Raw genomic sequence first — 24,713 nt, forward strand, 5'->3', positions numbered from 1 at the left:
CACTCCTCAGATACTGATGTCGACGCCGCTGCTGGATCCCAGCATGCGGCCGTAACCGCGACCCGCAGCAATCGCAGGCACGGACTCGTCTTCGTGGATCACAAGGCGCTGGGCGTTGCGGCCCGAATTCTCGCCATTGTTCTGTTGCTGGCCTTGCGATTGATCGCGCAGGCTGAATTGTAATCCGCTGTCATTGGTCTTGAAGCCGGCCTGTTCGAGCGCGCGCTGCAGTTGCGGTGCATCCTGGCGCAGCATGGTCAGGGTTTCCGGCTTCTCGACGGTGAGGTGCGAGGTGACGTTGCCATGCTTGTCGACTTCGAGCCGGACATCGATACGGCCGAGTTCGGCAGGGTCGAGCCTGATATCGAAGCTGCTCTTTCCGGATTTGGCATTCTGCGCGATCTCGACGGCGACGCCGTTCAAAGGCACTGGCGCATTGGTCGCGACCGTGGCGGTCAATTGCGGGGTCGCAGCTGCAATCGGCGTCGGTGCGGTCTGCAACGGCTGCTGCTGCAAGCTATTGGTGGTCGGCGCAGTCACATCCGGTAATGCAGCCTGGGCGGTATGTTCGGTGCGACGCTCATGGGCAGCGCCAGCCGCAGGCTTTGCAGCTTCCGGTGCAACGGCGGTCGCGTCAGTTGCTACGCCATCGACGGGTTTGTCGCCCGGCTTGGCATCCTTGCCGACGGTCGGCACTGCGGCCGCGTCGGCTGGCTGCGCGGACGTCGTCTCGGTGGTTTTGGTCTTGTCTTCTGATTTGACCTCGGCCGTCGATGCCGTTGTGGCATCGGCTGCGCTGGTCTTCTTCGCGCCGGCTTTGCCGCCCGCGGGCGTCGCGGATGCGATAAGTGCCGCGAAATTTTCTTCGGCTTCCGGAGGCGTCGTTGCGGGCGCCGCTTCGGCGTCAGCCGTTGCAGCTTCAGTCACTGCCGTCTGGGCTTTCAAAACGGCTGCAGCGATGGCGAGAGGCTGTGCAACGCCGGTGGTTTCGGGCGCTGTCGGAGCTACTGCAACATCGGTCGTGGCCGCAGGCACGGGGATCGCGACGGCGACGGCGGCGACCGCAACGGGCTTCTCGGTTGAGGCCGTTGCATCGACATCGGTCGTTGCGGTCTTGTCGGTATCCTTGGACGAGGCGCCCTTGGTGTCAGTCTTGTCGCCCGTTTTCGCGTCGGCCTTGGAATCGGCCTTCGTGTCGCTCGGGTCGCTCTTCTTCGCCTTGCGGGAGTCCTGCGCGGCATCGGCTGCCTGGGTGTCGCGGTCACGTGCATTGACGGCCGCGTTGTCGGCGCGATCGTCGGACTGCCGTGTGCGGTCATTGCTCGAGGAGCGCGTGTCGTCGCGCCGTGCGGGTGCTGGCAGATCAGGCTGGGCGGCTGCGGCGCGATCGGTCACGACGCTGGCGGCAGTGTTGCTGTCGACCAGCGAGCCGAAGCTGTCGGCGTCCGACCGCTGATCGTCGCGGGACGAATTCGATCGCGCGTTCTGAAACGAGATGTTTGAGATGATATCGGACGTGACGCTAACCACGGGCGGCCTTTCCAGAAGAGTTCTATCCTCCTTTCAGCAAGGACCGGGCCATGTCTCCTTTCATAGAAATATCCATATAAATCAGTGCGTTATTGTTCTGAGAGAAACTCCTTGAGGACTCTCACGGCCGCTTCTTTTCTGCCCGGCGGCAAGAATTGCCGTTTCCGGCGAGGCGCCGTGATTGATTGAGCGCAAGGCGGCCTATATTAAAGTGCCATATCCCAACCATTGTCGGACCGACCTTTAAGTTCCGGGATTTGGCTCCGTTTTCCTGATCGCGACGGTTTGCAGCCAGCGCGGTCGCATCAGTGACCGAAACCATGCTCAACAGTCTCGATCTCGAAGGCCGCCCGGAGGACACCAGGGTCGTGGTCGCCATGTCCGGCGGCGTCGACTCCTCGGCGACGGCTGCGCTGCTGAAGTCGCAGGGCTATGATGTCGTCGGTATTACGCTACAACTCTACGATCACGGCGCCGCCACCCATCGTAAGGGCGCTTGCTGTGCCGGCCGTGACATCCATGATGCCCGCGACGTCGCCGAGCGGATCGGGATCCCGCATTACGTGCTGGATTATGAAAGCCGGTTCCGCGAGTCCGTGATCGACAATTTCGCCGCGAGCTATGCATCCGGCGAAACGCCGGTGCCGTGCATCGAATGCAATCGTTCGGTCAAGTTCCGCGACCTGCTGGCGACCGCGCGCGATCTCGGCGCGCAGGCGCTGGCGACCGGGCATTACGTGGCCTCACGCCGCCTTGCTGACGGCTCGCGTGCCATGGTCTGCGCTGCCGATGCCGATCGCGACCAGAGCTATTTCCTGTTCGCCACCACGCAGGAACAGCTCGATTATCTCCGCTTTCCGCTCGGCGACATGAGCAAGCCGCAGACCCGCGAACTAGCCCGGCAGTTCGATCTGTCGGTCGCCGACAAGCAGGACAGTCAGGACATCTGCTTCGTGCCGTCCGGCCGCTACACCGACGTGATCGAGCGTCTGAAGCCGAATGCGCTTGAACCGGGCGAGATCGTCGATATGGATGGCCATGTCATCGGCCGCCACGACGGCATTATCCATTTCACCATCGGTCAGCGCCGCGGCCTCGGTATTGCAGCGAGCGCGCCGCTCTACGTGATCAAGCTCGACGCCGTCACCCGGCGCGTGGTCGTCGGCACGCGCGAGGCCTTGCGGATGCACCGCATTGTGCTGCGCGACGTCAACTGGATCGGCGGCGGGACGCTCGATCGCGCCGTTGGCAACGGTCTCGAACTGTTCGTCAAGGTGCGCTCGACCCGTGGACCACAGCCGGCCTGGCTGCGTGCTGTGAATGGCGGCTACGAGATCGAACTGGTCGGCGGCGAAGAGGGCGTGTCGCCCGGTCAGGCCTGTGTGTTCTACGACGCGCCGGACGGGCAGGCCCGCGTGCTCGGCGGCGGCTTCATCAAGAGCGCTGCGGCGAAAAGCCCTGTCAGCACATCCCCACGCGATGCTAATGTCCCTGCTGTCGCAGCGATGCGTGTGTAAGAGTTCAGGGTAGGGGCATGGCTGGCGATATCGACCGCGCAGGGGTCGCGAAGGCTTACGGGCGCTGGGCGCCGATTTACGATCTCGTTTTTGGCAAGGTGTTCGATAGCGGTCGGCAATCGACAATCATCGAGGCCGATCGGATCGGCGGCCACATCCTGGATGTCGGTGTCGGCACCGGACTGTCGCTCGTCGATTACGCCCGCACCACGAAGATTTGCGGCGTCGATATTTCCGAGCCGATGCTGCGCAAGGCGCATGAGCGCGTCCGCACCCACAACCTCACCAATGTCGAAACGCTGGCGGTCATGGATGCGAAGAACCTCGCATTCCCCGACAATCATTTCGATGCCGTCGTGGCGCAGTATGTCATCACCGCTGTTCCCGACCCGGAAGCCACGCTCGACGATTTCGTCCGTGTGCTGAAGCCAGGTGGCGAGCTCATTCTGGTCAACCACATCGGCGCTGAAAGCGGTCCGCGCAAGATTTTCGAACTGGCCTTTGCACCCTTGGCGCGTCGCCTTGGCTGGCGACCGGAATTCCCGTGGAAGCGGCTGGTGGATTGGGCCGCGGTGCATGGCGGGATCACGCTGGCCGAGCGCCGGTCGATGCCGCCGATGGGGCATTTTTCGCTGATCCGCTACATTAAATCCTGACTGTTGCAGCGCGGGACCGGAACCTCCGTTCGCGCCCGCGGTTTGCTCCGGATGCAGATCAAACAGTTGCTCGTCATCGCAGGTCTTGTCATCGCCGGTTCCAGCGCTGCACTCGCGCAGGCGCCGCCGACGCCTGCTCCGCCACCCGCTCAGACCGCACCGCCGGCGGCTGAGCGTGCAAATGCCAATTGTGCGCCGACACAAATGACCCCGCAGGGGACGATTGCTCCCAGCGGTACGACGACCGGGCAGAGCTCTGAGCCGTTGGGCGACAAGCTCGCGAAATCGGATGGCGTTTTGTGTCCGCCGAGCAATGTCGATTCCGCGATGCGGGCGCCGGCGCCGAATTCGGACAGCAGCAACACGCCGGTGATTCCGCCGCCCGGCAGTCCCGGTGGCGATCCAAGCGTTAGGCCGAAGTAAATCTTCGCTCAGGCATTAGACGCGCGGGACAGATACTGGCCGCGCGTCACGCGTTTGTGCCGCAAGCCTGATGCCTGCATTGGCCGCACCAAATCCCTGATAGTTGCGGCGCTCCACGATCTCGAAGAAGAAGCGCTCGTCGAAGCTCGGCGTGTAGATCTGGAAGAATTCACCGTCGCCTTCGCGATCATAGAGGATCTGGTTGTCGCGTAGCGCGGACATCAGTTCGGCATCGAGCCCGTATTTGGCTTCCACGTCATCGTAATAATTGTCGGGAATGCGCAGGAATTTGGCGCCGCGTTTGCGCATATCGGCCACAGCAGCAAAGATATTGTCGCACAAGAACGCGATATGTTGCACGCCGGAACCGAAGAACTCCGAGATGAAGCGGTTCGACAGCGTACGCGTTGCCGATGATCCATTCAGGATGACGCGGAGTGATTGATTTGCGCTGATCAGCGCCTGGCTTTGCACGAGGCCGACCGGGTCCGGAATTTCCATCTGCGGCAGGCGCTGCAGGTCGAGAATGCCGGTGTAAAACAGAAGCCACGACAACATCTCGTCATAGGGCATCGATTGCGAAATGTGATCGACGACGGAGAGATGATCTGTACCAGCATCGCTCTTGAGCGGCTCGAAATCTACGTCCCAATTCTTGCTGGCCGCTTCCAGGAAGTAGAGCAGACTGCCACCAACGCCGTGGATCGCCGGAATTTCCAGTTCGCCCGGTCCGACTGGCTGATAGAAAGTCCGCGCCTGCAAAGCTTCCGCGCGCGCCATGGCCTGCTTGGTATTGCCGACGTCCAGTGCGATGGCGCACACGCCGGGGCCATGCGTCACGTAATGCGAATGCGCGAAACCGTCCGGCTCAGAATTGATCACGAGTTCGATAGTGCCCTGCGACCAGCGTTCGACGTCCTTGCTGCGATGGACGCCTGTCTTGCGAAAGCCGAGCTGGCTGAGCAGCGTCGCAAGGTCTGTCGCCTTGGCCTCGTTGACGGCAAACTCGATAAAGCCAACACCGCGGGTGGATGTCTTCGGCTGCAGGGCGTCGGCTGGCGTCTTGGCCAGTTGATCCTGCAGCAGGATCAGTGAGCGCAACCCGTCAGTGGCAGTGCGAACGGCGGAGCCTGCGCGGAACTGGTCGTTGAAAATCTCGAGCGACCACGCGCCGCTATAGCCGGTGGCCTGCACGGCTTCCATGAACTTGGCCACAGGCAGGTCGCCCTGACCGGGGAAGCAGCGGAAATGCCGGCTCCAGGACAGGACATCGAGGCCCAGCTTCGGCGCGTCGGCGAGCTGCACTAGAAAGATCTTGTCGGCCGGGATGGATGCAATGGCGCTGACGGGAAATGCCGGGGCCAGCGCATGGAAGCTATCGAGGATCACGCCGATGGACGGGTGATTGGTGCGGCGCACGATCTCCCAGGCATCGCGATAGTCGTTGACATGAGCGCCCCATGCGAGCGCTTCGAAGCCGACACGCATGCCATGCTTCGCGGCGAGGTCCCCAAGCTCACGAAAATCCGCCGCTGCGCGGTCGATGCCGCCGAGCGAGGCCGGCGAGATGTTGCTGCAGATCAGCATCAGATCCGTCTGCAACTCTTTCATCAGATCGAACTTGCGCGCCGCGCGCGCGAAGTTGCGGCTGCGCTGCGGCTCCGGCATGCCCTCGAAATCGCGGAACGGCTGGAAGGCGCAGATGGTCAGGCCGAGGTCGCGACACATCTGGCCGACGTCGCGCGGACTGCCATTGAAGGACAGAAGATCTGCCTCGAAAATCTCGACCTCGTCAAAGCCGGCGGCAGCAATGGCGCGGAGCTTCTCATCCAGCGCGCCTGACAGCGAGACGGTGGCGATCGAGAGCTTGTTCATGCCGCGGTCTCCGTCATGGCGCCGCCGAGGAACAACTGTCCGATGCGCGGATCGTTGAGCACACGGTCGGCCTTGTCCATCAAGCGGGTCTGGCCGAGTTCGAGCACGATACCGAAATCGGAAATCTCGAGTGCCGAGCGTGCATTCTGCTCGATCATCAGGATCGAGACGCCGTGGTCACGCAGCTCCTTCAGGATGTTGAACGTTTGCAGCACCATCAGCGGCGACAACCCGATGGACGGTTCGTCGATCAGCACCAGTTGCGGATTGAGCAGCAGGCCGCGGGCGATTTCGAGCTGCTTCTGCTCGCCGCCCGACAGGGTGGATGCCTGTTGCTTGGCTTTGGTGCGCAGCACCGGGAATTTGTCGAGCGCGGCCTCGATACGGGCCGGCAGATCAGTGATGTCGCGGCCGGCGGCGACGGCTCCGAGTTCGATATTGTGGCGGACCGTGAGTTCCGGGAAGATGTTGCGGCCCTGCGGGACGTAGCAGATGCCGGCGGTGAGCAGAGCACGCTGGCCGAGCCCCGTGACGTCCTTGCCTTTGAACGTAACCTTGCCTTCGCGCAACTTCAGCAGGCCGAAAATTGCCTTGAAGACGGTGGACTTGCCGGCGCCATTTGGCCCGATCACGGTGGTGATTGACCCAGCCGGCACCGAGAAGGTGGTGCCGTTGAGGATCGTCATCTTGCCGTAGCCGCCGACCAGGTTCTGAACGTCCAGGATTGCATCGCTCATGGCGTATCCTCAATGTCCCAGATAGGCTTCGATCACGGCGGGATTGGCGCGGACTTCGTCAGGCCGTCCCATCGCCAGAACCTTGCCTTCGGCCATCACCATCACGCGCGTGCAGAGCGACATCACGAATTCCATATTGTGCTCGATCACCACAAAGGTGGCGCGCTTCTCCTGATTGATGGCGCGCAGGCGATCCTTGAGATCCGCGAGCATGGTCAGGTTGACGCCGCCGGCCGGTTCGTCGAGCAGCACCAGCCGCGGTCCACCCATGAAGGCCATCGCGGCATCGAGCAGCTTCTGCTGGCCATAAGAGAGGCCGCCTGCAGGTTCGTTGGCGAGATGGTCGAGCTTGAAGAAGCCGATCATCTGGTTTGCCGCCTCAGTGAGACCGGCGTCGGACGGGCCGAGCAGCCGCGACAACATGTTGCCCTGGTGCTCCTGGCCCGCAAGGATCAGGTTCTCGCGCACCGACAATTTTGGAAACACCTGCAGGAGCTGAAATGTGCGGCTGACGCCGAGGCCGTTTAGCTCTGACGGGCGCATACCGGTGACCACCTTGCCGTCGACCTTCACCTCACCGGCGCTCGGGCTGAGCTGGCCGAGGATACAGTTGAACAGTGTGGACTTGCCGCAACCGTTCGGTCCGATCAGGCCGAGAATTTCGCCTTCCTGCACGTCGAAGGAGACGCCATTGACGGCCGCGATGCCGCCAAAGCTCTTGCGGATGTTGGTGACTTCGAGGACCGCGGTCATGGCGTCACCTCCAGCTTGGCCTTCGCGACTGCACGCTGGGCGGAAGCGGCCTTGGTGCGGCGTTCGGAGATGAAGCGATCGAGGATGCCGAGAATCCCGGTCGGCGAGTAGATCAGCAGTCCGATCACCGCGATCGCATAGAGCATCAGGTAATAGCCCTGGGTGAAGCGCAGCCATTCCGGCAGCAGCACGGCAATCATCGCGCCGAGGAACGGTCCGAAGAAGAAACCGGAGCCGCCGACGATCACCATCATCAAGAGATCAAGCGACAGCGACAGGTGGAACGGGACGGGATCGACATATTGCGTCAATGGCGCATAGAGCGTCCCGGCGACGCCGCCGAGTGCGGAGCCGATCGCAAAGGCCATCAGCGTATAGCGCCGCGTGTCGATGCCCAGCGAGAGCGCACGAACGGGATTTTCGCGCAGTGCAATGAAAGCGCGGCCCCAGGGCGAACGGATCAGCCACCAGACGGCCAGCGAGACGAGCGCGAGCGATCCCAGACAGACATAATAGAATGGCAACGGTCGTCGCGTCGGATAGCCGAAGATTTCCGGGCGAGGGATGTTGCTGATGCCGTAGATGCCCTTGGTCAGCCAATCCTCGTTCCGAAACACGAGAAAAGCGAGCGTCGAAAAGGCGAGGGTGACAAAAGCCAGATAGTGGTGCTGTACGCGCAGGGCGGGATAACCGAGGATCCAGCCGATAGCGAAACACAGCACGATGGCGACGCCGAGCGCGCCGATGAGCGGCAGGCCGTTCGATGTCATGATCGCAGCAGTGTATGCGCCGATGCCGACAAAGGCGCCCTGCGCGAGCGAGACCTGTCCGGCATAGCCCAACGTCAGATTGAGCCCCATGGCGGCGATGGTCATCACAGCCCACTGGCTCAGGATGAACAGACCGTAGCGGTTGAAATTCATCGGAACGATGATCAGCGCGGCAATGACAACGATGCCCAAGCCGATCTTGAGGGTCTTCGCCGCGGTCATACGGTGCGCTCCTCAGGCCGGCCAAGCATGCCCTGCGGCCGAAACAGAATGATCGCGATCAGCAGAACCAATGGCACAGCGGCGCGATACTGGGTGGAGACATAGGCGGCCGACAGATTGTCGACGACGCCGATCAGCAAGCCGCCGGCGATGGCGCCGCGGACCTGGTTGAAGCCGCCCACAATGGCGGCGATGAACGCGGCCTGGCCCAGAACCTCGCCATTGGAGAACTTGGCGAGATAGATCGGTGTGATTAGCAGTGAGGCCAGCGCCACGAGAAAGGCATTGATCAGGAATGTCAGCAGGATCATGCGTTCGACGGGCACGCCGATGATGCGCGCGACGGTCGGGTTCTGCGCGGCGGCCTGCATCTGATGACCGATGGAGGTGCGGTTCAGCAGTGTGGTCAGGCCGAGCACGGCAAGGATCGCCAGCACGAGCACGCCGATGCTCTGCAGCGCAACGACGCGGCCGAAAATCGTGATGTCGCCGCCCGGGATGATCGAGGGAAACGGCGAGGCTTCGGCACTCCAGAATTGCTTGGCGGCCTCCTTGATGCCGATGGCCAGTGCCATGGTCGCAATCGCCAGCGGCAGCACGCCATGGCGCAGCATCGGATCGACCAGCAGCATCTTGAAGCCGAGGCCCAGTAGCAGCAGCGACAGCGCGATGCCAATCAGGATCGCCAGCCAGAACGGTGCGCCGGCATGCATCACCGCCAGCATCAGGAAGGCCGGCAGCATGACGAATTCGCCCTGCGCAAAATTGATGGTCTGCGAGGTCTGCCACAGCAGCGTGAAGCCGACTGCGACGATCGCATAGATCGCGCCGGTGGCGAGGCCTGCGATGAGGAGGTCGAGCAAATTGGACATGTGGTTCTCCAAATAGCCGGCGCTTCAACACACCGGCTGTGCGCTCCCTCGTCCCGCCGTTGCGGGGGAGAGGGTCGGGTGAGGGCTGTTGCGAGGGAAGCACTGGCTCCCCCTCACCCGACTTGCACGCGCTTCACGCATTACAGTCGACCTCTCCCCTCAAGCGGGGAGAGGTAAGCAAGGGCAGCCTCAGTTGCCCAGCTTCGGCAGCACTTGCTTGACGACCTGCTTGCCTTCGACGATCTCGACGAGGAAACCCTGGCGATCGATATCGCCATTGGCGTCGAAGGTCGCGTCCATCAGAATGCCCGGCTCCTTGGCGGCGGTGATGGTGAAGCCGTGCAGGGCGTCGGCGAAGCCCTTGGAATCGACCTTGCCCATCTTCTCGGTGGTGGCCTTGATCATGTAGATCGCGAGCCAGCCCTTGAGGCCGTTATGGTCCGGGACGTAGTTGTACTTCTTGACGAACTTGTCACGGAACGCCTTGATCAGCTCAACCGGCGCGTCGGTGGTGAGGCCGACATGGCCGCGGGCACCGTTGGCTGCGTCGCCAGCGAGTTCGACGACCTTCTGTCCGACCAGCGTGGTTTCGCCGACCAGCGGCACGGTGACGCCCTGGCGCTTCAGCTCCTTGAGTATGCGCGCGCTCTCTTCTTCGTTGACGTAAACGAAGACTGCGTCCGGCGCCGCTGCCTTGATCTTGCTGACATCGGCCGCGAAATCGGCCTGGCCGGCTTCGGTTGAGAGATCGGCCGCGACCTTGATATTGTACTTGGCGAATTCCTTGCTGATGGAATCGCGCCCGCCTTTGCCGAAGTCGTTATTGACCCAGACGATGGCGACGGATTTCGCTTTCAGTTCGTCGTTGATGTATTTGGCGACCTTCGGCATCGACGACTGCTGGCCGAACGACGTTCTAAACAGAAACTTGTTGCCGGCTGTGGTGAGTTCGGCGGCCTCGCCGCCCATGATCTGTGCGATGCCGGCTTCCGCGGCGAGCGGCGCGGTGACCTTCACCGAACCGGAATAGCCGGGCCCGAGCAGGACGTAAGGCTCGGCATCGAGTGCCTTCTGAACCTGTGCGCGGGCGACACCGGGGTTCGACTGCGAGTCTGCGTGGGTCACTTCCAGCTTGCGGCCGAGCACGCCGCCCTTGGAGTTGATCTCCTCGATCGCGAGATCGATGCCGTTTTTCCAATTGGTGCCGACGGTGGCGCCGCCACCGGACAATTCGGCAACATTTGCGAGTTTAATAGGCGCTCCGGCCTGCGCGATGGCAGCACCGGTCAATACAGTCGCGAGCAGGGCGCTCGCCAAGAACACTGGCTTCATGGAATCCTCCTGTTGCTAATTGTTGTCTTTATCGATGCGGCCTTATGAGCGGCCGCTTCATTCAAGCTGCGTTTGGTGTCGGGTACCTTTTGACCATGACGGCGTCGAAAGCAATTCCCATTTCGGTCGTGGACGGCGCAAATCCTGTAAACAACTCAAAGGCATCCGCGGCCTGGTAGATCGCCAGATCGCGGCCGGTCATGACCGGCGCGCCCTTGGCCTTGGCGGCGTTGAGCAGCGGCGTCCACAGCGGGGAGTACACCGCATCCGCAACCCACGCTTCCGCATGCAGCAGCGCATCGGGCACAGGGGTGCCGCGGTTGGGCAGCATGCCGATCGGTGTCCCGTTGACGATGCCGACTGCACCGCGGACGGCGTCATCGACGCTGTCCGCCACGCGGATGCTTTGCTTGTTGTGAAGCAGGGAAACGAGATGCCGGGCCTTGGCCGTGTCCGTATCGAAAATCCGGATCTCCGAAACGCCGAGATCAGCCAATGCAAAGGCGATGGCCTTGCCGACGCCGCCGGTGCCGATGACCGCGACCGGGCCGTGGTTGGAATTGGTGACGAGTTGCCTGGCGGCCCTTGCAAAGCCCGTGGTGTCGGTGTTGTGGCCAGTCAGCTTGCCGTCGCGGACCACGACGGTGTTGACGGCGCCGATGGCCTTGGCCCCGGGCGAGAGCTCGTCGAGCAGATCGACCACGGCTTCCTTGTAGGGGAAGGTGACATTGATGCCGGCAAAGCCGAGCCGGCGGACGCCATCCAGAATGCTTTTCAGCTCGTCGCGACCGGCACCGGCGATTTCGATCAGCTGATAGTGGCAGTGGGCGCCCATGGCTTCGGCGGCCCGCTCATGCATCGCCGGCGACGCCGAATGCGCGATCGGCGCACCGAGCAGGCCGGTGAGGAAGCGTTGGCCCGTCGCCGGGGTATGGGGCGTCGAAGAGGTCATGAACGGATGGCCAGTACTGTCAATCATCATCAGAAACGGGACAGAAGATAGCGCGGCAGCGATCTAACACAATTACCCTGTTATACGACAAACATAACATGATGTTATTTTTTACGGACGCGCGAGGCCGGCTTTGCAGCGGCAATTTTGTGAGAGCCGACTGCGCGCATCTCGGTGCGCAGGCAGTCGATGAAATGCTCGATATGCAGTGACAGCGGCGCGCCGCGTTTCACGGCGACGTAAGTATCGAACCGGGTGGGTTCGACGATGCGGATCACCTCGACGCCTGGATAGCCGCCATGGGCCACCGTGAACTGGTCGATGACCGCGATGCCCAATCCTGCCTTCACCAGGGCACAGACCGTGGTGCCAAATCTCGCCCGGATGGTGATGTCGTATTTGAGTTTATTGCGGGCGAAGATCTCCGCCATGATCCGACCGTAGGGATCGTTGGGATCGATGCCGATGAGGGGATACCGGATGATCTCCTTGGCCGACACCTGCTTGCGACCTGCGAGTTCGTGCCCCTCCGGCACGATGCAGAACAATTCGCCGGATGCCAGCGGCATGAAGTCGAGCCCGGGATGTTCGAGCCGATAGCTCATGGCGACGCAGTCGCCGCGACCGAGCAGCAGATAGTCGATCGCCTCCTCAAGCTTGAGAATGTTGATGTCGATCCGCAGGCCGGGATAACGACGCCGCACCTGCTCGATGGCGCGTGGCACCATCACCTGCGAGATACTGGGAACCGACCCGATGCGCAATTCCGACAGTGTTCCGTGGCCGATTTTGGAGATGATCTCGGTGAGATCGTCGACTTTCTTGTAGACACCGTTGATCTGCTCGAAAATATTCTGCGCTTCAGGCGTCGGGAAGTAGCGTCCGTTCTGGCGCTGGAAGAAGCGGATGCCGAGCGACTTCTCGGTGTATTTGACCAGGCGGCTGATGCCGGGCGCGGACACATTCAGGAGTTTGGCCGCGCCGCCAATGGTGCCCGTCACCATGACGGCGCGGATCACTTCAACCTGGCGTAACGTCATCATGCGCAAAAACTCTCGTTATGCTGAACGGCGCGGATGGTGCGCCAGAATGCGCGCTCTTCTGCCCTGGATGGATATGGTGCCGACCGCGTCCTGCGAACCGGGTAGCATCTTCCCCAGAGATTATCAGAACACATCTGAATTGATTCAATTTTTACCGACAGTTCGCAATCGAATTAACGCAAGTTGTAGGAGTGGATTGTAGAAGGGGCGCATTGGTCTATTTTCAGGTCAGCCCACATTCGTCGTTTCCGCCGTTGAGGTCCTATGCGCGTCGCTGTCGTCCACGATTGGCTCTACACGCTGGGCGGTGCCGAGCAGGTGCTGCGCGAGATATTGCAGTGCTATCCGGAAGCGGATGTGTTCACGCTGTTCGATGTGCTGACGCCGGAAGATCGCGCCAAGATTGGCTTCAAGAAGGCGCGTACCAGCTTCCTGCAGAAGATGCCGTTCATCCGCAAACGTCATCGGTCATATTTGCCACTCATGCCGATCGCGATCGAGCAGTTCGATCTGTCGGGCTACGACCTGGTTATTTCCAGCAGTTATGCGGTGGCCAAGGGCGTGATCACCGGCCCGAACCAGCTTCACGTGTCCTATGTGCATTCGCCGATGCGTTATGCATGGGATCTGCAGCACGCTTATCTGAATGAAAGCGGTTACACCGCTGGCATCAAGAGCGCGTTGGCGCGGGCACTGCTGCACCGCATCCGGATCTGGGACGTGCGCACGGCCCATGGGCCAGACGCCATGCTGGCGAACTCCAATTTCGTCGCCAAGCGGATCAAGAAGGTCTATGGCCGCGACGCCAAGGTCATCTATCCGCCGGTGACCATGTCGAAGCTGCCGCCCGATCTGCCCACCGGGGACCACTTCCTCGCGGCAAGTCGTCTGGTGCCCTACAAGAAGATCGAAGCCGTGATCCAGGCCTTTGCCGAACTGCCGGATCAGAAGCTGATCGTCGCAGGCGACGGCCCGGATGCGGAACGGTTGAAGGCAATCGCTAGCCCGAACGTGACATTTGTCGGCTTCGTCAGTGATGAGAAGCTGCGCGAATTGATGGCGACGGCGCGTGCCTTTGTCTTTGCCGCCGAGGAAGACTTCGGGATCATCGTTGTCGAAGCGGAATCCGAGGGGGCGCCGGTTCTGGCGTTCGGCCGCGGCGGCGCGCGCGAGACGGTCTCGGCCTCTCCGGAATTACGCACCGGCATGTTTTTCGATTCCAACGAGCCGAAAGCAATTGCGGAATGCGTCCGTGCCTTCGTGGCGAATGAAAGCTCATTTTCGCGTGCCGACTGCCGGATGCAAGCCGAGAAATTCTCGGCTGAGCGTTTCCGCAACGAACTGATGTCGTTCGTGAACGATCACATGCGGACGTTCAGCGGTGAGCGGCGGCGCAATCGCGATGGCAGTTCACCGGATGCGGCAGGCTTCAAGCGGCGCTGGAGCGATGCCAGGGATTCCGCCCGAAGCGAATAGGCATCTGCCGTTACAATGACGCCCGCGACCCGGGGCCTTTGTAATCCGGAAACCGTGACAGCATGGCGGTCTTCAGGAACTTGAAGTGCGAGATGCTGACAGCAAGGTCGCGCAACCGGCGCTGACCGTTTGAAATTTCGGTCTCGAACAGGTCCAGGTGATCGCTGTCGAGCTTCTCCCGGGTCAGGTACTCATCGTCCCCATTGCCGAAGGTTACAGCCGCGCGCGCCAGCACATCGTCGACGCGCCGGGTGAGGCCGGCCTGTTCGGCTTCGGCATTGCTGAGCGCGCTATCGAGGGCCGAAAGGACATAATCCAGCCGCTCGCGATCAGTTTCGGCATCGCGTTCAGCCGAACGCGCCCTGAACTCACGCTCGCCGACAAGGCTGCGAAGATAGTTCTGGGCACGAGCCCGCAGGAACATCTGGAACATGCCGTATCCGGTCCAAGCGCGCGCAGCGGCATGCCGCGCAATGGCGCAGCTTGGCCGATTATGGTGATCAATCGGTTAAGAAATCGGATGCGTGATCAGGCAGGCTTGCAGAACATCGCGATCGCCAATTCGATCCGCGTGTTGAGCATGCGCCGGTTGAGGCGATAGCTGTTATCCGCCATCAGCCTGAAATGATCATTGGCGAACACCATTCCGAGCAGCATCTCGGACACCTGTTTGATGGGCTGGTCACGGAGCTCGGGGCGGATCGTCACCTGTTTCAGCGCTTCCACCACGTCCTTGGCGCCCAGTTCGAAGATGACCTCGGCGAAGATGCCAGCGATATCCGGGGACAACAGGCGCTCGCTGATGATCAGCCGATGCAGTGCTATTTCGTCGGGTGCCAGCGCGATATCGACGATGTGCTTCAGGGATAACCTTAACCGGTCGATCGGCGTGCCCTTGGTTTCTACGTGACTGAAACGAACCTGCGGCAGGCTGCGCAGCAGCATCGCGCGGAACAGCTCGCTCTTGCTGGCGAACATCTTGTAGAGCGTTTTCTTCGACATGCCGGTGGCGCCAGCGATGTCATCCATGGTGGTCGCCGCGAAGCCCTTCAACGTAAAGGTGGCTTTGGCCACCGTGAGCAGATGCTCGGTGCGTTCGTCGGATGGCGGAGCCGAAGCGGTTGATGCGGCAGGGTTCGCTATAGGCGGACGCGTTGCCTGCGACAAAGTGCCATCGCGATTCTTACTCGCACTTGCTGGTGCAACCATTGGGCATCGATCCCGTTAATGAAGGTCGCCTCACAAACGCTTGAGCAGCGACTTCCCGCGCAGTGTAGCGCTTGACTTCCCGAAAGGAAACTACCAAGTTTCCTGCACGGAAACCGAAGAGTTTCCACATATTTCCAACGGCGACGTCGTCCGCGATTTGCGCGGATGTCGGGCGCCGTTTTGCATTGGTGAACTGATGATGAGCCTTGGATTTGCGCGCCCTTTCGCCTTGGTTGGCCTGCTGGCGCTTGCGGGATGTGGTGAGGCGAAGAAGGAAGCTGCGGCGCCGCAGGCGCCTGAAGTTGGTGTTCTGGTTCTGAAGACACGGGAGGCGCCGGTCTCCACGGTGCTGCCGGGTCGCGTCAACGCCTATCAGGTTTCGGAAGTGCGACCGCAGGTCACCGGAATCCTGCAGAAGCGAAACTTCGTCGAAGGCTCGGAAGTGAAGGCCGGCGATCTTCTTTATGAGATCGACCCGGTTCAATATCAGGCTGCGCTCGAAAGCGCGGAGGCTGCGGTTCTGAAGGCGCAGGCCAATCTCGTGAGCGTGCGGCTCAAGGCCGAGCGCAAGACGCAGCTGCTCAAGACCAATGCCGCCAGTCAGCAGGATGTCGACGATGCCGTCGCCACCTTCAAGCAGGGCGAAGCCGATCTGAAGGCTGCCGAGGCCAATCGCGATACCGCAGCGATCGCGCTTGACCGCACCAAGGTGACTGCCTCGATCTCCGGCCGCATCGGAAAGTCGTCGATCACGCCGGGTGCCCTGGTGACCGCGAGCCAGGCCAGCGCCCTGACCACGATCCAGCAACTCAATCCGATCTATGTGGATCTCGATCAATCGACCTCGGAAATGGAACGCCTGCGCTCGCAACTTCAGAGCGGCCGGTTGAAGCAGCCGGACGGCCACGTCCAGATCGAGCTGTTGCTGGAGAACGGCAAGACCTACGACCAGAAGGGCAAATACAGTTTCACCGATTCCAGCGTCAACGAAAACACCGGTTCCGTCAGCACGCGCGCGATCTTTGCAAATCCGAGCCGCGCGCTGTTGCCGGGCATGTATGTGCGTGCGCGCGTCGTAGCCGGTGTCGATCTCACGGCGATTATGATCCCGCAGCGTGCGGTGTCGCGTAATCCGCTCGGGCAGGCGACCGCCATGTTCGTCGACAAGGACGGCAAGGTCGAGCAGCGCATCATCGAAGTCGCTCAGGCGATCGGCAATAATTGGCTCGTCGAGCGCGGTGTTGCCTCGGGCGATCGCGTGATCATCGACGGATTGCAGAAGGTCAAACCTGGCGCCAATGCCAAGACCGTTGAAGTGACGGTCGATCCCGCCACCGGCCTGACCCTTAATCCCGGCAAGCAGGCTGATGCGGGTGCCGACGCTGCGTCCGCAGCCCGCAAGGAATAATGGTATGTCGCATTTCTTCATCAAGCGGCCGATCTTCGCCTGGGTCCTTGCGATCCTGATCATGTTCGGCGGCCTGCTGGCGATTCTGGGGCTGCCCATCGCCCAGTATCCGCAGATCGCACCGACGGTGATCACGATCTCCGCGACCTATCCGGGCGCCAATGCGCAGACGGCGGAGAATTCGGTGACCAAGGTCATCGAGCAGAACATGACCGGCGTCGACTATCTGCAATATATGTCGTCTTATTCGACCTCGACCGGCACCGTGCAGATCTCGATCACCTTCAGCAACGAGGCCAATCCCGACATCGCTCAGGTGCAGGTGCAGAACAAGCTGCAGCTCGCGATGCCGTTGTTGCCGCAGGTGGTGCAGCAACAGGGCCTGCGCGTGGTGAAGTCGTCGTCGAGCTTCCTGATGGTGCTCGGTTTTGTCTCCGAGAACGGCAGCATGACCGCAAGCGACATCGCCGACTATGTGGCGAGCTCGATCAACGAGCCGATCAGCCGCGTCTCCGGTGTGGGTCAGGTGCAGTTGTTCGGCGCCGAGTATGCGATGCGGATCTGGCTCGATGCCGACAAGCTCGCGAAATACAACCTGATGCCGAGTGATGTCACGGCGGCGATCACGGCCCAGAATACCCAAGTCACCGCCGGCCAGCTCGGCGGTCTCCCAGCGGTGGATGGCCAGCAGCTCAATGCGACGATCACGTCGCAGAGCCGGTTGCAGACCATCGAGCAGTTCAACGACGTCATCCTGCGCACCAGCACGTCCGGCCAGACGGTCCGTATCAAGGACGTTGCCCGGGTCGAGTTGGGGTCCAAGAGCTATGACGCCGTGGCGCGCTACAATGGCAAGCCGGCGGCCGGCATGGGCATCAGTCTGGCGACCGGCGCCAATGCGGTGGCCACATCGGAAGGCGTGAAGGTGCGCATCAATCAGCTCACGGCGAATATGCCGGCGGGGCTGAAGGTGATCTATCCCTATGACACGACGCCATTCGTGAAACTGTCGATCGAGAAGGTCGTGCACACGCTGTTCGAGGCGATCGTGCTGGTCTTCATCGTGATGTTCGTGTTTCTGCAGAGCTGGCGCGCGACCATCATCCCGACCATTGCCGTGCCGGTGGTGCTGCTTGGCACATTCGGTGTGCTGTCGATTGCGGGTTATTCCATCAATACGCTGACCATGTTCGCGATGGTTCTCGCGATCGGCCTTCTCGTCGACGACGCTATCGTCGTGGTGGAGAACGTCGAACGTGTGATGGAGGAAGAAGGGTTGTCGCCGCGCGAGGCGACCGAGAAGTCGATGCATGAGATCACCGGCGCCCTGGTCGGCATCGGCGTCGTGCTGTCGGCCGTGTTCATTCCGATGGCCTTCTTTTCCGGTTCGGTCGGCATCATCTATCGGCAGTTCGCGCTCACCATCGTGTCGGCCATGGTGCTGTCGGTGCTGGTGGCGCTGATCCTGACGCCGGCGCTATGCGCCACGATTCTGAAGAAGCCCGAGAAGGGCCACGGCCAGAAGCGCGGTTTCTTCGGCTGGTTCAACCGCAATTTCGATCGCACGGCCAATGGCTATGAGAAGACCACGGGCGCTGTGGTGCGGCGGCCGGCCGCGGCCTTGATCGCTTTCGTTGCTGTTGTCGCAGGTATGGTTCTTCTGTTCGTGCGTTTGCCGAGCTCGTTCCTTCCCGACGAAGACCAGGGCACGCTCATCTCACTGATTCAGCTGCCGGTTGGCGCCACCGCCGGCCGCACGCTCGATGTGATCAAGCAGGTCGAGCATCAGTTCATGGAGAATGAGAAGGACACTGTGCAGGGCGTGTTCGCGGTGCGTGGCTTCAGCTTCGCCGGGCAGGGTCAGAATGTGGGCCTTGCTTTCGTCAGCCTGAAACCGTTTGCCGAACGTGCTGATCATGCCAAGTCGGCGCAGGCCATTGCCGGGCGTGCAATGGCAGTGTTCTCGAAGATTCGTGACGCGATGGCCTTCACCGTGTTGCCGCCGTCGCTGCCGGGCTTCGGTAATGCCAGCGGCTTCGACTTTTATTTGCAGGACTCCGGCGGCGCCGGCCACGAGGAGCTGCTGAAAACCCGCAATCAACTGCTTGGACAGCTCGCAGGCGACAAACGTATCGCGCAGTCGCGGCCGAACGGACAGGACGATACGCCGCAATTCAATCTCGATATCGATCAGCCGAAAGCCACGGCGCTCGGCATCAACCTGACCGACCTCAACACGACGCTGTCGGCGGCGTGGGGCGGCTCCTATGTCAACGACTTCATCGACCGCGGCCGCGTGAAACAGGTCTATGTCCAGGGCGACGCGCCATTCCGGATGGGCACGACCGATATCGGCAGATGGTATGTGCGCAACAATTCGGGATCGATGGTGCCATTCACGGCTTTCGCGAGCGAGCGCTGGAGCTACGGCTCGCCGCGTCTCGAGCGCTACAACGGCGTGGCGGCGGTGCAAATCCAGGGACAGGCGTCACCTGGCACCAGTTCGGGCACCGCGATGGCTGCGGTCGACGAGCAGGTGAAGAAACTGCCGGCCGGCTATACGCATGAATGGACCGGACTGTCGTTTCAGGAGCGGCTGACCGGCAGCCAGACACTGTATCTCTATGCGATCTCGGTTCTGATCGTGTTCCTCTGCCTCGCTGCCCTCTATGAGAGCTGGTCGATTCCCTTCGCCGTAATGCTGTCCGTGCCGATCGGCATTCTCGGAGCGCTGGCGGCGGCCACGATGTTCGGGCAGGCCAACGACGTCTATTTCCAGGTCGGCCTGCTCACGACGATAGGCTTGTCTGCGAAAAACGCGATTCTGATCGTGGAGTTTGCCATCGAGCAACAAGCGGCGGGCAAGTCGCTGGTCGAGGCGACGCTGCACGCTGCACGGCAGCGTTTGCGCCCGATCCTGATGACTTCACTGGCCTTTGTTCTCGGCGTGCTGCCGCTCGCTATGGCGACTGGCGCAGGTTCGGCCAGCCAGAATGCCATCGGCATCGGCGTCGCGGGCGGTATGGTCACCGCGACGGTGCTCGGCATCTTCTTTGTGCCGGTGCTTTATGTGTTGGTGCAGCGCCTGTTTCCGGGCCGCAAGAAGGACGAGAAGCCTCAGGCGAATGAGCATCCGATTGCATCGCCTGCGGAGTAGTCGCGTCGCTCTCGACCTGAAGAGATGGCCGCCCGCAGCGAGGGGGTGACCATCTCCTCAGCTTATAGCGGTCACTCGGCTTTTCCGGCTATCCTCCCGACAAAATCACAGGGATGGAAAGAAATGCCTCTGTCTTCGGACGACCGCTACCCAATCAACGACCTTAGCGGCAAAGCGAGTACAGCCCGTTTTGCGAAAATAATTCGACCGCGCCTGTCGGTGCCTTTGGTCGCGGCGCCGATGTTTCGCGTGTCGGGTCCGGCTCTCGTTATTGCGGCGTGCAAGGCTGGCGTGATCGGTTCGTTTCCAACAGCCAATTGCCGAACCGACGATGAACTCGATAGCTGGATAGCGCGCATTCTCGGTGCGCTCGGGCCGGACGACGCGCCGTTTTGTCCGAATCTCATCATCCGCCGCGAGAGCTTGCAGGATGATCTTGCCACGGTGATCCGGCATGGCTGCGAGATGGTGATCACCAGCGTCGGACCGCCGGATGCGGTCGTCGGTCCGCTGCATGAGATAGGTTGTATGGTGTTTGCCGATGTCGCTTCGATCCGGCATGCGAAGAAAGCCATTGCGGCCGGTGTCGATGGTCTCGTCTTGCTGACGGCGGGTGCTGGTGGGCAGACCGGCTGGGTCAACGGCTTTTCCTTCGTTCGGGCGGTTCGCTCCTTCTATGAAGGGCCGATCGTGCTGGCCGGCGGCGTGTCGGATGGGCAGGCGGTGTTTGCCGCCGAGGTGCTCGGCTGTGATCTCAGCTATATGGGCACCAAGTTCATTGCCACCGAGGAGAGCATGGCGGTGGACGAGTACAAGCAGATGCTCGTCACGTCCGAACTCGATGATGTTCTGCTGTCGCGGGCTTTCACCGGGCTGGAAACCAACACGCTGGTTCCCTCGATTGTCGCCGCGGGGCTTGATCCGAAAGATTTGCCGACGGACATGACCAGGGAGCGAGCCGATGCGCTCTATGGCCGGCAAGCGACGTCCGGGGTCAAACGATGGCGCGACGTCTGGAGCGCAGGTCACTCTGTCTCAGGTGTTGCTGCAGTCGAGTCCGTAGCGACGCTGGTCGCCCGCACGCGCGATGAATATGAGACTGCGCGTTTAACGACACGTCGTTCACCTGCGGGGCTGACGCGCTAGGAGTGAAGCATCCGCGCCCGACGCAAGGTTTCGGACGGGGGGCATTGCGTTCAGATCTGCACGGCTGGGTTGCGGCGCGATATCGCGTTCGCGGTGGCGACTGCCGGTATCATTATTGCGGTGACGGCTACCACGCTGTCGATTCACACGCTAAACCACACGCCATCCCCGCGCGCCTGGGGGCCGATCTGCTCGGCGCTCGACCGCATCTCTCCCGCCTCATCGCGCGATCCGCGGATGGCGGCTTCGTACCGATAGAGGACCCTCATGCGTGATTTCATGGCCGTTGCCCGTTCCGTTGCCGTCGCCGAGCACGGGATGGCCGCAACCTCGCATCCGTTGGCGACGCTGGCTGCTGTGGAGATGCTGAAGTCGGGCGGCAATGCCATCGATGCGGCGCTGGCGGCGGTCGCCGTGCAATGCGTGGCCGATCCGGCGATGACCGGCATCGGCGGCGACTGTTTTGCCCTTTATTCGCCGAAGGGCGGCGCGCCGATCGCGCTGAACGGCTCCGGCCGTACCCCCGCCAAGATCGATTCCGAGAAATATGCGGCGTCCGGCGCCCGCGACATTCCCGAGACCTGTGTCGAGACCGTCACCGTGCCCGGCGCCATCGATGCCTGGTGCAAGCTCAGCAAGGATCATGGCTCGAAGCCGCTGGCCGATGTGTTTGCCGCCGCCATCGACGCTGCCGAGAATGGCTTCCTTATCACGCCGCGCGTGTCCGCCGACTGGGCCAAATGGCGCCGCAAGCTGGAACTGCATCCCGACGCGACCGCGCAATACCTGCCGGGTGGTCATGCGCCCGCGGTCGGCGACAAGCGCGTCCAGCCGGCGCTCGCTGCCACGCTGCGCCGGGTCGCGCGCGAGGGCCGCAACGGCTTCTACCAGGGCCAGGTAGCTGACGACATCATCACCACACTGCGTGCCATCGGCGGCGCGCACGAGGCCGATGATTTCAATGAGCAGCGCTCCGACTATGTGACGCCGATTTCGGCCAATCATCACGGCTATGACGTCGCCGAATGTCCGCCGAATGGCCAGGGCCTCGCCGCGCTGATGATCCTGCGCGTGCTGGCCGGCTACGACATGGCCAATCTGAGCGAAGCCGACCGCATCCATGTGCTCGCCGAGGCGACCAAGGCGGCCTATCGCACGCGCGATGCCTATTTCTGCGATCCGGCTTACGGGCAGGTCGATGTCGAGCGCTTCCTGTCGGACAAATTCATCGGCGACCTTCGCGCCAAGATCGACATGAAGCAGGCTTCGCCGGAAGAGCACTGGGACTCGGTCATCCACAAGGACACGGTCTATCTGACCGTGGTCGATCGCGATCTCAACGCCGTGTCGCTGATCAATTCGCTGTTCGGTCCGTTCGGCAGCGGCATCTATGCGAAGAAGTCCGGCGTGCTGCTGCACCATCGCGGCTGGAGTTTCCGCGCCAAGCCCGGCCATGTGAATTCGCTTGGCCCGCGCAAGCGCCCGATGCACACGATCATTCCGGGCATGCTGATGAAAGACGGCCGCGCGGTCATGCCGTTCGGCGTGATGGGCGGCCATTATCAGGCCACCGGCCATGCCCAGTTCATATCCGATGTGATCGATCGCAAGATGGACATCCAGGCTGCTGCCGAGGCGCCGCGCTCGTTCGCGACCAATAACCTGCTGCAGCTTGAAAAGACCATCCCGGAAGCGGTGCGCAACGATCTGGCCGCCCGCGGCCATACGCTGCAGATGATGGATACCGGCATCGGCGGCTGCCAGGCCATCCAGATCGATTATCAGCGCGGCGTGCTGCTCGGCGCCTCGGACCACCGCAAGGACGGCCTCGCACTCGGCTTCTGATCGATCAGGACAAGGCGCGATGGCGAGCTTCAGGTCCCGTCGCGCCGTGTCTTGAAAAACGGATCGAAAACTTTCGGCAGATCGTCCGGCGGAATGCCGTCGCCATTGTCGGCCACGACCACGCGCATGTTGCCATCGTCGCGAGACGGCAAGCTCGATCACGCCGGCGCGGCCATCGGGACGCCATGAACTGCTGTATTCAGCGCGAGATTTCGAACAACCTGCGCGAGCGCACCGGGATAAGTGTCGGCCACGATGCCGTCCTTGCATATCACGCGAACCGTATGGCCTCTGCGGTCGAGCAAGGGGGATCCTTGGCGCCGTCAGTGTGGAAACGGCGAACGGGTGCATTGTTGGTCGTTTCTCTGACTCGCAGGTTCGGCGAATATGACGGAGCAAGCGGCGCGGTGTCGGTAACTATCGATTAACTCCATTAGAATTTGAGCCAGTTCGCCGGTGAAACTTTCAGACTTTGGCGGTATCGGGTGCTTCGGGGAGAGGCGACGTGATCAGATTCTGGAAATCAATTTTCGTCGGCGTTCCGGACCATGTCCGGATCGAACTCATTGACATGCTTTTCCAGACGCGTGTGCCGCTCTCGATCGCCGGCTTCACACTGGCCATCGTCTCGTGTCACGTCGCCATTAGTTCTGCAAATCCATGGTTCTACGGGTTGAGTGCAGCCGGAGTGATCGTCACGATCTTCCGCGTGGCCACCGAGGGCGTCTATCATCGCAGTAAAGGTCAACGCAGTTTCACAATCGTCGCGGCCGAGCGATGGGAGCGGCTTTACGCGTGGAGCAGCTACGTCTTTGCAGGATTGATCGGTTTGCTTGGCGCGGCGACTTTCTGGGCGAAGAATCCTGCGCATCAACTCCTCGCAACGGCGCTGGTCTTCGGCTATGCGGCTGGCATCGTCTGCCGGATTTCCGTCCGCCCGGGGATCGCGCTGCCGGCCTTGATGCTGGTTGCCTTGCCGACGGCATTCTCTGCGCTGGCTCGCGCCGACGGCAACCTGGCCTTCTATGCCGTGATCCTGATCGCGTTCCTGCTTGGTAGCTTCGAGACCGTCCGCTTCATCTATCGGCAGAACATCGAGCAGATTTCGCTCAAGCACGAATTTTCGACCCTTGCGCGGCACGATGCGCTCACGGGTCTCGCCAATCGGCTTGGCTTCCAGGAGCGCTTGGCGATCATCGCGGCGCGCGCGCGGGCAACAGGCTGCCTCATCGCCGTTCACAGCATCGATCTCGACCGGTTCAAGGAGGTCAATGACGTGCATGGTCATCCCGTAGGCGACGCGCTGCTGCAGGCCGTTGCGAGCCGGCTCAGCGGAATTTTGCGCGACGGCGATTTCGCGGTGCGCATGGGCGGCGACGAATTCGTCGTGGTGCAATCCGTTGTCGGCAATCGCGAGGAGGCCATGTTGCTGGGCCGCCGCATCATTCGGACGGTCTCGGAGCCGTTCATCATCGATGGTCTCGAGCTCACTGTTGGCGCAAGCGTCGGGATCGCGGTTGGTCGCGACGGCGATGATCCCTCCGATCTCACTCCGGCTGCCGACCGGGCGCTCTATGCATCGAAGGCCAGCGGTCGAAACCGAGTGACGTTTGCCAAGCCCGTCGATGCCGAGACGATGGCGCGTGCGGGCTAGCGGTTCGGCGCAGCGAGCGTAGGCTGACCCGTGCAGGCAAGATTTCCTTCAGATCAAAAAAGCTGACAGTGAATCGATGGCATCAATGGGGAGCGGGTTGACAGGCACTGATTATGTTATGTTATAACATAACAAA

General features: G+C 61.7%; 22 protein-coding genes. 9 read left to right on the top strand and 13 right to left on the bottom strand.

Annotation, left to right across the window (positions count from 1 at the left end):
- Positions 1 to 6: 6 nt before the first annotated feature.
- Complete coding sequence (locus A4A58_RS15300; protein ID WP_068733455.1) at positions 7 to 1,530, bottom strand: flagellar hook-length control protein FliK; 1,524 nt, start codon at positions 1,528 to 1,530, stop codon at positions 7 to 9.
- Between the two features lie 320 nt (positions 1,531 to 1,850).
- On the opposite strand from A4A58_RS15300, the gene mnmA reads away from it, so the two are divergent.
- The 3 genes from mnmA to A4A58_RS15315 are packed head-to-tail and all read left to right on the top strand — an operon-like array spanning position 1,851 to position 4,126.
- On the top strand, positions 1,851 to 3,047 hold the full coding sequence (gene mnmA / locus A4A58_RS15305) for a tRNA 2-thiouridine(34) synthase MnmA (protein WP_068733775.1): 1,197 nt from the start codon (positions 1,851 to 1,853) through the stop codon (positions 3,045 to 3,047).
- A 17-nt stretch (positions 3,048 to 3,064) separates the two neighbouring features.
- Positions 3,065 to 3,703: a class I SAM-dependent methyltransferase gene (locus A4A58_RS15310; RefSeq protein ID WP_068733457.1), complete on the top strand. Its 639-nt coding sequence runs from the start codon at positions 3,065 to 3,067 to the stop codon at positions 3,701 to 3,703.
- A gap of 51 nt (positions 3,704 to 3,754) precedes the next feature.
- Positions 3,755 to 4,126, top strand: coding sequence for a hypothetical protein (locus A4A58_RS15315; RefSeq protein ID WP_068733460.1), 372 nt, complete (start codon positions 3,755 to 3,757; stop codon positions 4,124 to 4,126).
- A 15-nt stretch (positions 4,127 to 4,141) separates the two neighbouring features.
- Here A4A58_RS15315 and A4A58_RS15320 read toward each other — a convergent pair whose 3' ends face one another.
- The 8 genes from A4A58_RS15320 to A4A58_RS15355 all read right to left on the bottom strand — a co-directional run bounded on the left by A4A58_RS15320 (position 4,142) and on the right by A4A58_RS15355 (position 12,682).
- Entirely contained in the window at positions 4,142 to 6,001 is a 1,860-nt protein-coding gene (locus tag A4A58_RS15320; protein WP_068733462.1) for a bifunctional sugar phosphate isomerase/epimerase/4-hydroxyphenylpyruvate dioxygenase family protein, read from the bottom strand.
- The gene (locus A4A58_RS15325) at positions 5,998 to 6,738 is read right to left on the bottom strand and encodes an ABC transporter ATP-binding protein (RefSeq protein WP_068733464.1); all 741 of its coding nucleotides are present in this window, start codon (positions 6,736 to 6,738) and stop codon (positions 5,998 to 6,000) included. Before A4A58_RS15325 ends, A4A58_RS15320 begins: the two co-directional genes overlap by 4 nt.
- 9 nt (positions 6,739 to 6,747) lie before the next feature.
- Entirely contained in the window at positions 6,748 to 7,491 is a 744-nt protein-coding gene (locus tag A4A58_RS15330; RefSeq protein ID WP_068733466.1) for an ABC transporter ATP-binding protein, read from the bottom strand.
- Complete coding sequence (locus A4A58_RS15335) at positions 7,488 to 8,483, bottom strand: branched-chain amino acid ABC transporter permease (protein WP_068733468.1); 996 nt, start codon at positions 8,481 to 8,483, stop codon at positions 7,488 to 7,490. Before A4A58_RS15335 ends, A4A58_RS15330 begins: the two co-directional genes overlap by 4 nt.
- Positions 8,480 to 9,355, bottom strand: coding sequence for a branched-chain amino acid ABC transporter permease (locus A4A58_RS15340; protein WP_068733471.1), 876 nt, complete (start codon positions 9,353 to 9,355; stop codon positions 8,480 to 8,482). Before A4A58_RS15340 ends, A4A58_RS15335 begins: the two co-directional genes overlap by 4 nt.
- Before the next feature lie 189 nt (positions 9,356 to 9,544).
- Complete coding sequence (locus A4A58_RS15345; protein ID WP_068733473.1) at positions 9,545 to 10,687, bottom strand: ABC transporter substrate-binding protein; 1,143 nt, start codon at positions 10,685 to 10,687, stop codon at positions 9,545 to 9,547.
- A gap of 61 nt (positions 10,688 to 10,748) precedes the next feature.
- Positions 10,749 to 11,639 carry a shikimate dehydrogenase gene (locus A4A58_RS15350; RefSeq protein WP_068733776.1) on the bottom strand — a complete coding sequence of 297 codons (891 nt, stop codon included), beginning with the start codon at positions 11,637 to 11,639 and terminating at the stop codon, positions 10,749 to 10,751.
- Positions 11,640 to 11,743: 104 nt separating this feature from the next.
- Positions 11,744 to 12,682 (bottom strand): LysR family transcriptional regulator, encoded by a 939-nt coding sequence (locus A4A58_RS15355; RefSeq protein WP_068733475.1) that lies wholly within the window; start codon positions 12,680 to 12,682, stop codon positions 11,744 to 11,746.
- A gap of 264 nt (positions 12,683 to 12,946) precedes the next feature.
- On the opposite strand from A4A58_RS15355, the gene A4A58_RS15360 reads away from it, so the two are divergent.
- Positions 12,947 to 14,158, top strand: coding sequence for a glycosyltransferase (locus tag A4A58_RS15360; protein WP_081421877.1), 1,212 nt, complete (start codon positions 12,947 to 12,949; stop codon positions 14,156 to 14,158).
- 10 nt (positions 14,159 to 14,168) lie between these two features.
- Here the strand turns inward: A4A58_RS15360 and A4A58_RS15365 are convergent, their stop codons facing one another.
- Both A4A58_RS15365 and A4A58_RS15370 read right to left on the bottom strand, forming a co-directional pair.
- The gene (locus A4A58_RS15365) at positions 14,169 to 14,591 is read right to left on the bottom strand and encodes a hypothetical protein (protein ID WP_068733477.1); all 423 of its coding nucleotides are present in this window, start codon (positions 14,589 to 14,591) and stop codon (positions 14,169 to 14,171) included.
- Positions 14,592 to 14,686: 95 nt separating this feature from the next.
- Entirely contained in the window at positions 14,687 to 15,232 is a 546-nt protein-coding gene (locus tag A4A58_RS15370; RefSeq protein WP_244499772.1) for a TetR/AcrR family transcriptional regulator, read from the bottom strand.
- Positions 15,233 to 15,563: 331 nt separating this feature from the next.
- Between A4A58_RS15370 and A4A58_RS15375 the strand changes: the two genes are divergently transcribed.
- The 4 genes from A4A58_RS15375 (at position 15,564) to ggt (ending at position 22,923) form a co-directional block, all read left to right on the top strand.
- Positions 15,564 to 16,775 carry an efflux RND transporter periplasmic adaptor subunit gene (locus A4A58_RS15375; RefSeq protein WP_068733479.1) on the top strand — a complete coding sequence of 404 codons (1,212 nt, stop codon included), beginning with the start codon at positions 15,564 to 15,566 and terminating at the stop codon, positions 16,773 to 16,775.
- A gap of 4 nt (positions 16,776 to 16,779) precedes the next feature.
- The gene (locus tag A4A58_RS15380) at positions 16,780 to 19,932 is read left to right on the top strand and encodes an efflux RND transporter permease subunit (RefSeq protein WP_068733481.1); all 3,153 of its coding nucleotides are present in this window, start codon (positions 16,780 to 16,782) and stop codon (positions 19,930 to 19,932) included.
- Positions 19,933 to 20,055: 123 nt separating this feature from the next.
- Positions 20,056 to 21,078, top strand: coding sequence for an NAD(P)H-dependent flavin oxidoreductase (locus tag A4A58_RS15385; RefSeq protein WP_081421879.1), 1,023 nt, complete (start codon positions 20,056 to 20,058; stop codon positions 21,076 to 21,078).
- 267 nt (positions 21,079 to 21,345) lie between these two features.
- The gene (ggt, locus tag A4A58_RS15390) at positions 21,346 to 22,923 is read left to right on the top strand and encodes a gamma-glutamyltransferase (RefSeq protein WP_068733483.1); all 1,578 of its coding nucleotides are present in this window, start codon (positions 21,346 to 21,348) and stop codon (positions 22,921 to 22,923) included.
- Between the two features lie 29 nt (positions 22,924 to 22,952).
- On the opposite strand, the gene A4A58_RS31525 is transcribed toward ggt, so the two are convergent.
- Together A4A58_RS31525 and A4A58_RS31530 are read right to left on the bottom strand one after the other, a co-directional pair.
- Positions 22,953 to 23,051 carry an ATP-binding protein gene (locus tag A4A58_RS31525; RefSeq protein WP_244499773.1) on the bottom strand — a complete coding sequence of 33 codons (99 nt, stop codon included), beginning with the start codon at positions 23,049 to 23,051 and terminating at the stop codon, positions 22,953 to 22,955.
- Between the two features lie 30 nt (positions 23,052 to 23,081).
- Positions 23,082 to 23,228, bottom strand: a complete 147-nt coding sequence (locus A4A58_RS31530) for a hypothetical protein (RefSeq protein WP_244499774.1) — start codon at positions 23,226 to 23,228, stop codon at positions 23,082 to 23,084.
- A 200-nt stretch (positions 23,229 to 23,428) separates the two neighbouring features.
- Between A4A58_RS31530 and A4A58_RS15395 the strand changes: the two genes are divergently transcribed.
- Positions 23,429 to 24,577 (top strand): GGDEF domain-containing protein, encoded by a 1,149-nt coding sequence (locus tag A4A58_RS15395; protein ID WP_068733485.1) that lies wholly within the window; start codon positions 23,429 to 23,431, stop codon positions 24,575 to 24,577.
- Positions 24,578 to 24,713: the final 136 nt, after the last annotated feature.

Source organism: Tardiphaga robiniae (genome assembly GCF_001618955.1).
Classification (GTDB): Bacteria; Pseudomonadota; Alphaproteobacteria; order Rhizobiales; family Xanthobacteraceae; genus Tardiphaga; species Tardiphaga robiniae_A.

What these genes read in the sequence shown, in the direction of transcription:
- mnmA (WP_068733775.1), top strand. Translation starts at nt 1,851, where the DNA reads ATGCTCAACAGTCTCGATCTCGAAGGCCGCCCGGAGGACACCAGGGTC.
- A4A58_RS15310 (WP_068733457.1), top strand. Translation starts at nt 3,065, where the DNA reads ATGGCTGGCGATATCGACCGCGCAGGGGTCGCGAAGGCTTACGGGCGC.
- A4A58_RS15315 (WP_068733460.1), top strand. Translation starts at nt 3,755, where the DNA reads ATGCAGATCAAACAGTTGCTCGTCATCGCAGGTCTTGTCATCGCCGGT.
- A4A58_RS15320 (WP_068733462.1), bottom strand. Translation starts at nt 6,001, where the DNA reads ATGAACAAGCTCTCGATCGCCACCGTCTCGCTGTCAGGCGCGCTGGAT.
- A4A58_RS15325 (WP_068733464.1), bottom strand. Translation starts at nt 6,738, where the DNA reads ATGAGCGATGCAATCCTGGACGTTCAGAACCTGGTCGGCGGCTACGGC.
- A4A58_RS15330 (WP_068733466.1), bottom strand. Translation starts at nt 7,491, where the DNA reads ATGACCGCGGTCCTCGAAGTCACCAACATCCGCAAGAGCTTTGGCGGC.
- A4A58_RS15335 (WP_068733468.1), bottom strand. Translation starts at nt 8,483, where the DNA reads ATGACCGCGGCGAAGACCCTCAAGATCGGCTTGGGCATCGTTGTCATT.
- A4A58_RS15340 (WP_068733471.1), bottom strand. Translation starts at nt 9,355, where the DNA reads ATGTCCAATTTGCTCGACCTCCTCATCGCAGGCCTCGCCACCGGCGCG.
- A4A58_RS15345 (WP_068733473.1), bottom strand. Translation starts at nt 10,687, where the DNA reads ATGAAGCCAGTGTTCTTGGCGAGCGCCCTGCTCGCGACTGTATTGACC.
- A4A58_RS15350 (WP_068733776.1), bottom strand. Translation starts at nt 11,639, where the DNA reads ATGACCTCTTCGACGCCCCATACCCCGGCGACGGGCCAACGCTTCCTC.
- A4A58_RS15355 (WP_068733475.1), bottom strand. Translation starts at nt 12,682, where the DNA reads ATGATGACGTTACGCCAGGTTGAAGTGATCCGCGCCGTCATGGTGACG.
- A4A58_RS15360 (WP_081421877.1), top strand. Translation starts at nt 12,947, where the DNA reads ATGCGCGTCGCTGTCGTCCACGATTGGCTCTACACGCTGGGCGGTGCC.
- A4A58_RS15365 (WP_068733477.1), bottom strand. Translation starts at nt 14,591, where the DNA reads ATGTTCCAGATGTTCCTGCGGGCTCGTGCCCAGAACTATCTTCGCAGC.
- A4A58_RS15375 (WP_068733479.1), top strand. Translation starts at nt 15,564, where the DNA reads ATGATGAGCCTTGGATTTGCGCGCCCTTTCGCCTTGGTTGGCCTGCTG.
- A4A58_RS15380 (WP_068733481.1), top strand. Translation starts at nt 16,780, where the DNA reads ATGTCGCATTTCTTCATCAAGCGGCCGATCTTCGCCTGGGTCCTTGCG.
- A4A58_RS15385 (WP_081421879.1), top strand. Translation starts at nt 20,056, where the DNA reads ATGCCTCTGTCTTCGGACGACCGCTACCCAATCAACGACCTTAGCGGC.
- ggt (WP_068733483.1), top strand. Translation starts at nt 21,346, where the DNA reads ATGCGTGATTTCATGGCCGTTGCCCGTTCCGTTGCCGTCGCCGAGCAC.
- A4A58_RS31525 (WP_244499773.1), bottom strand. Translation starts at nt 23,051, where the DNA reads ATGCGCGTGGTCGTGGCCGACAATGGCGACGGCATTCCGCCGGACGAT.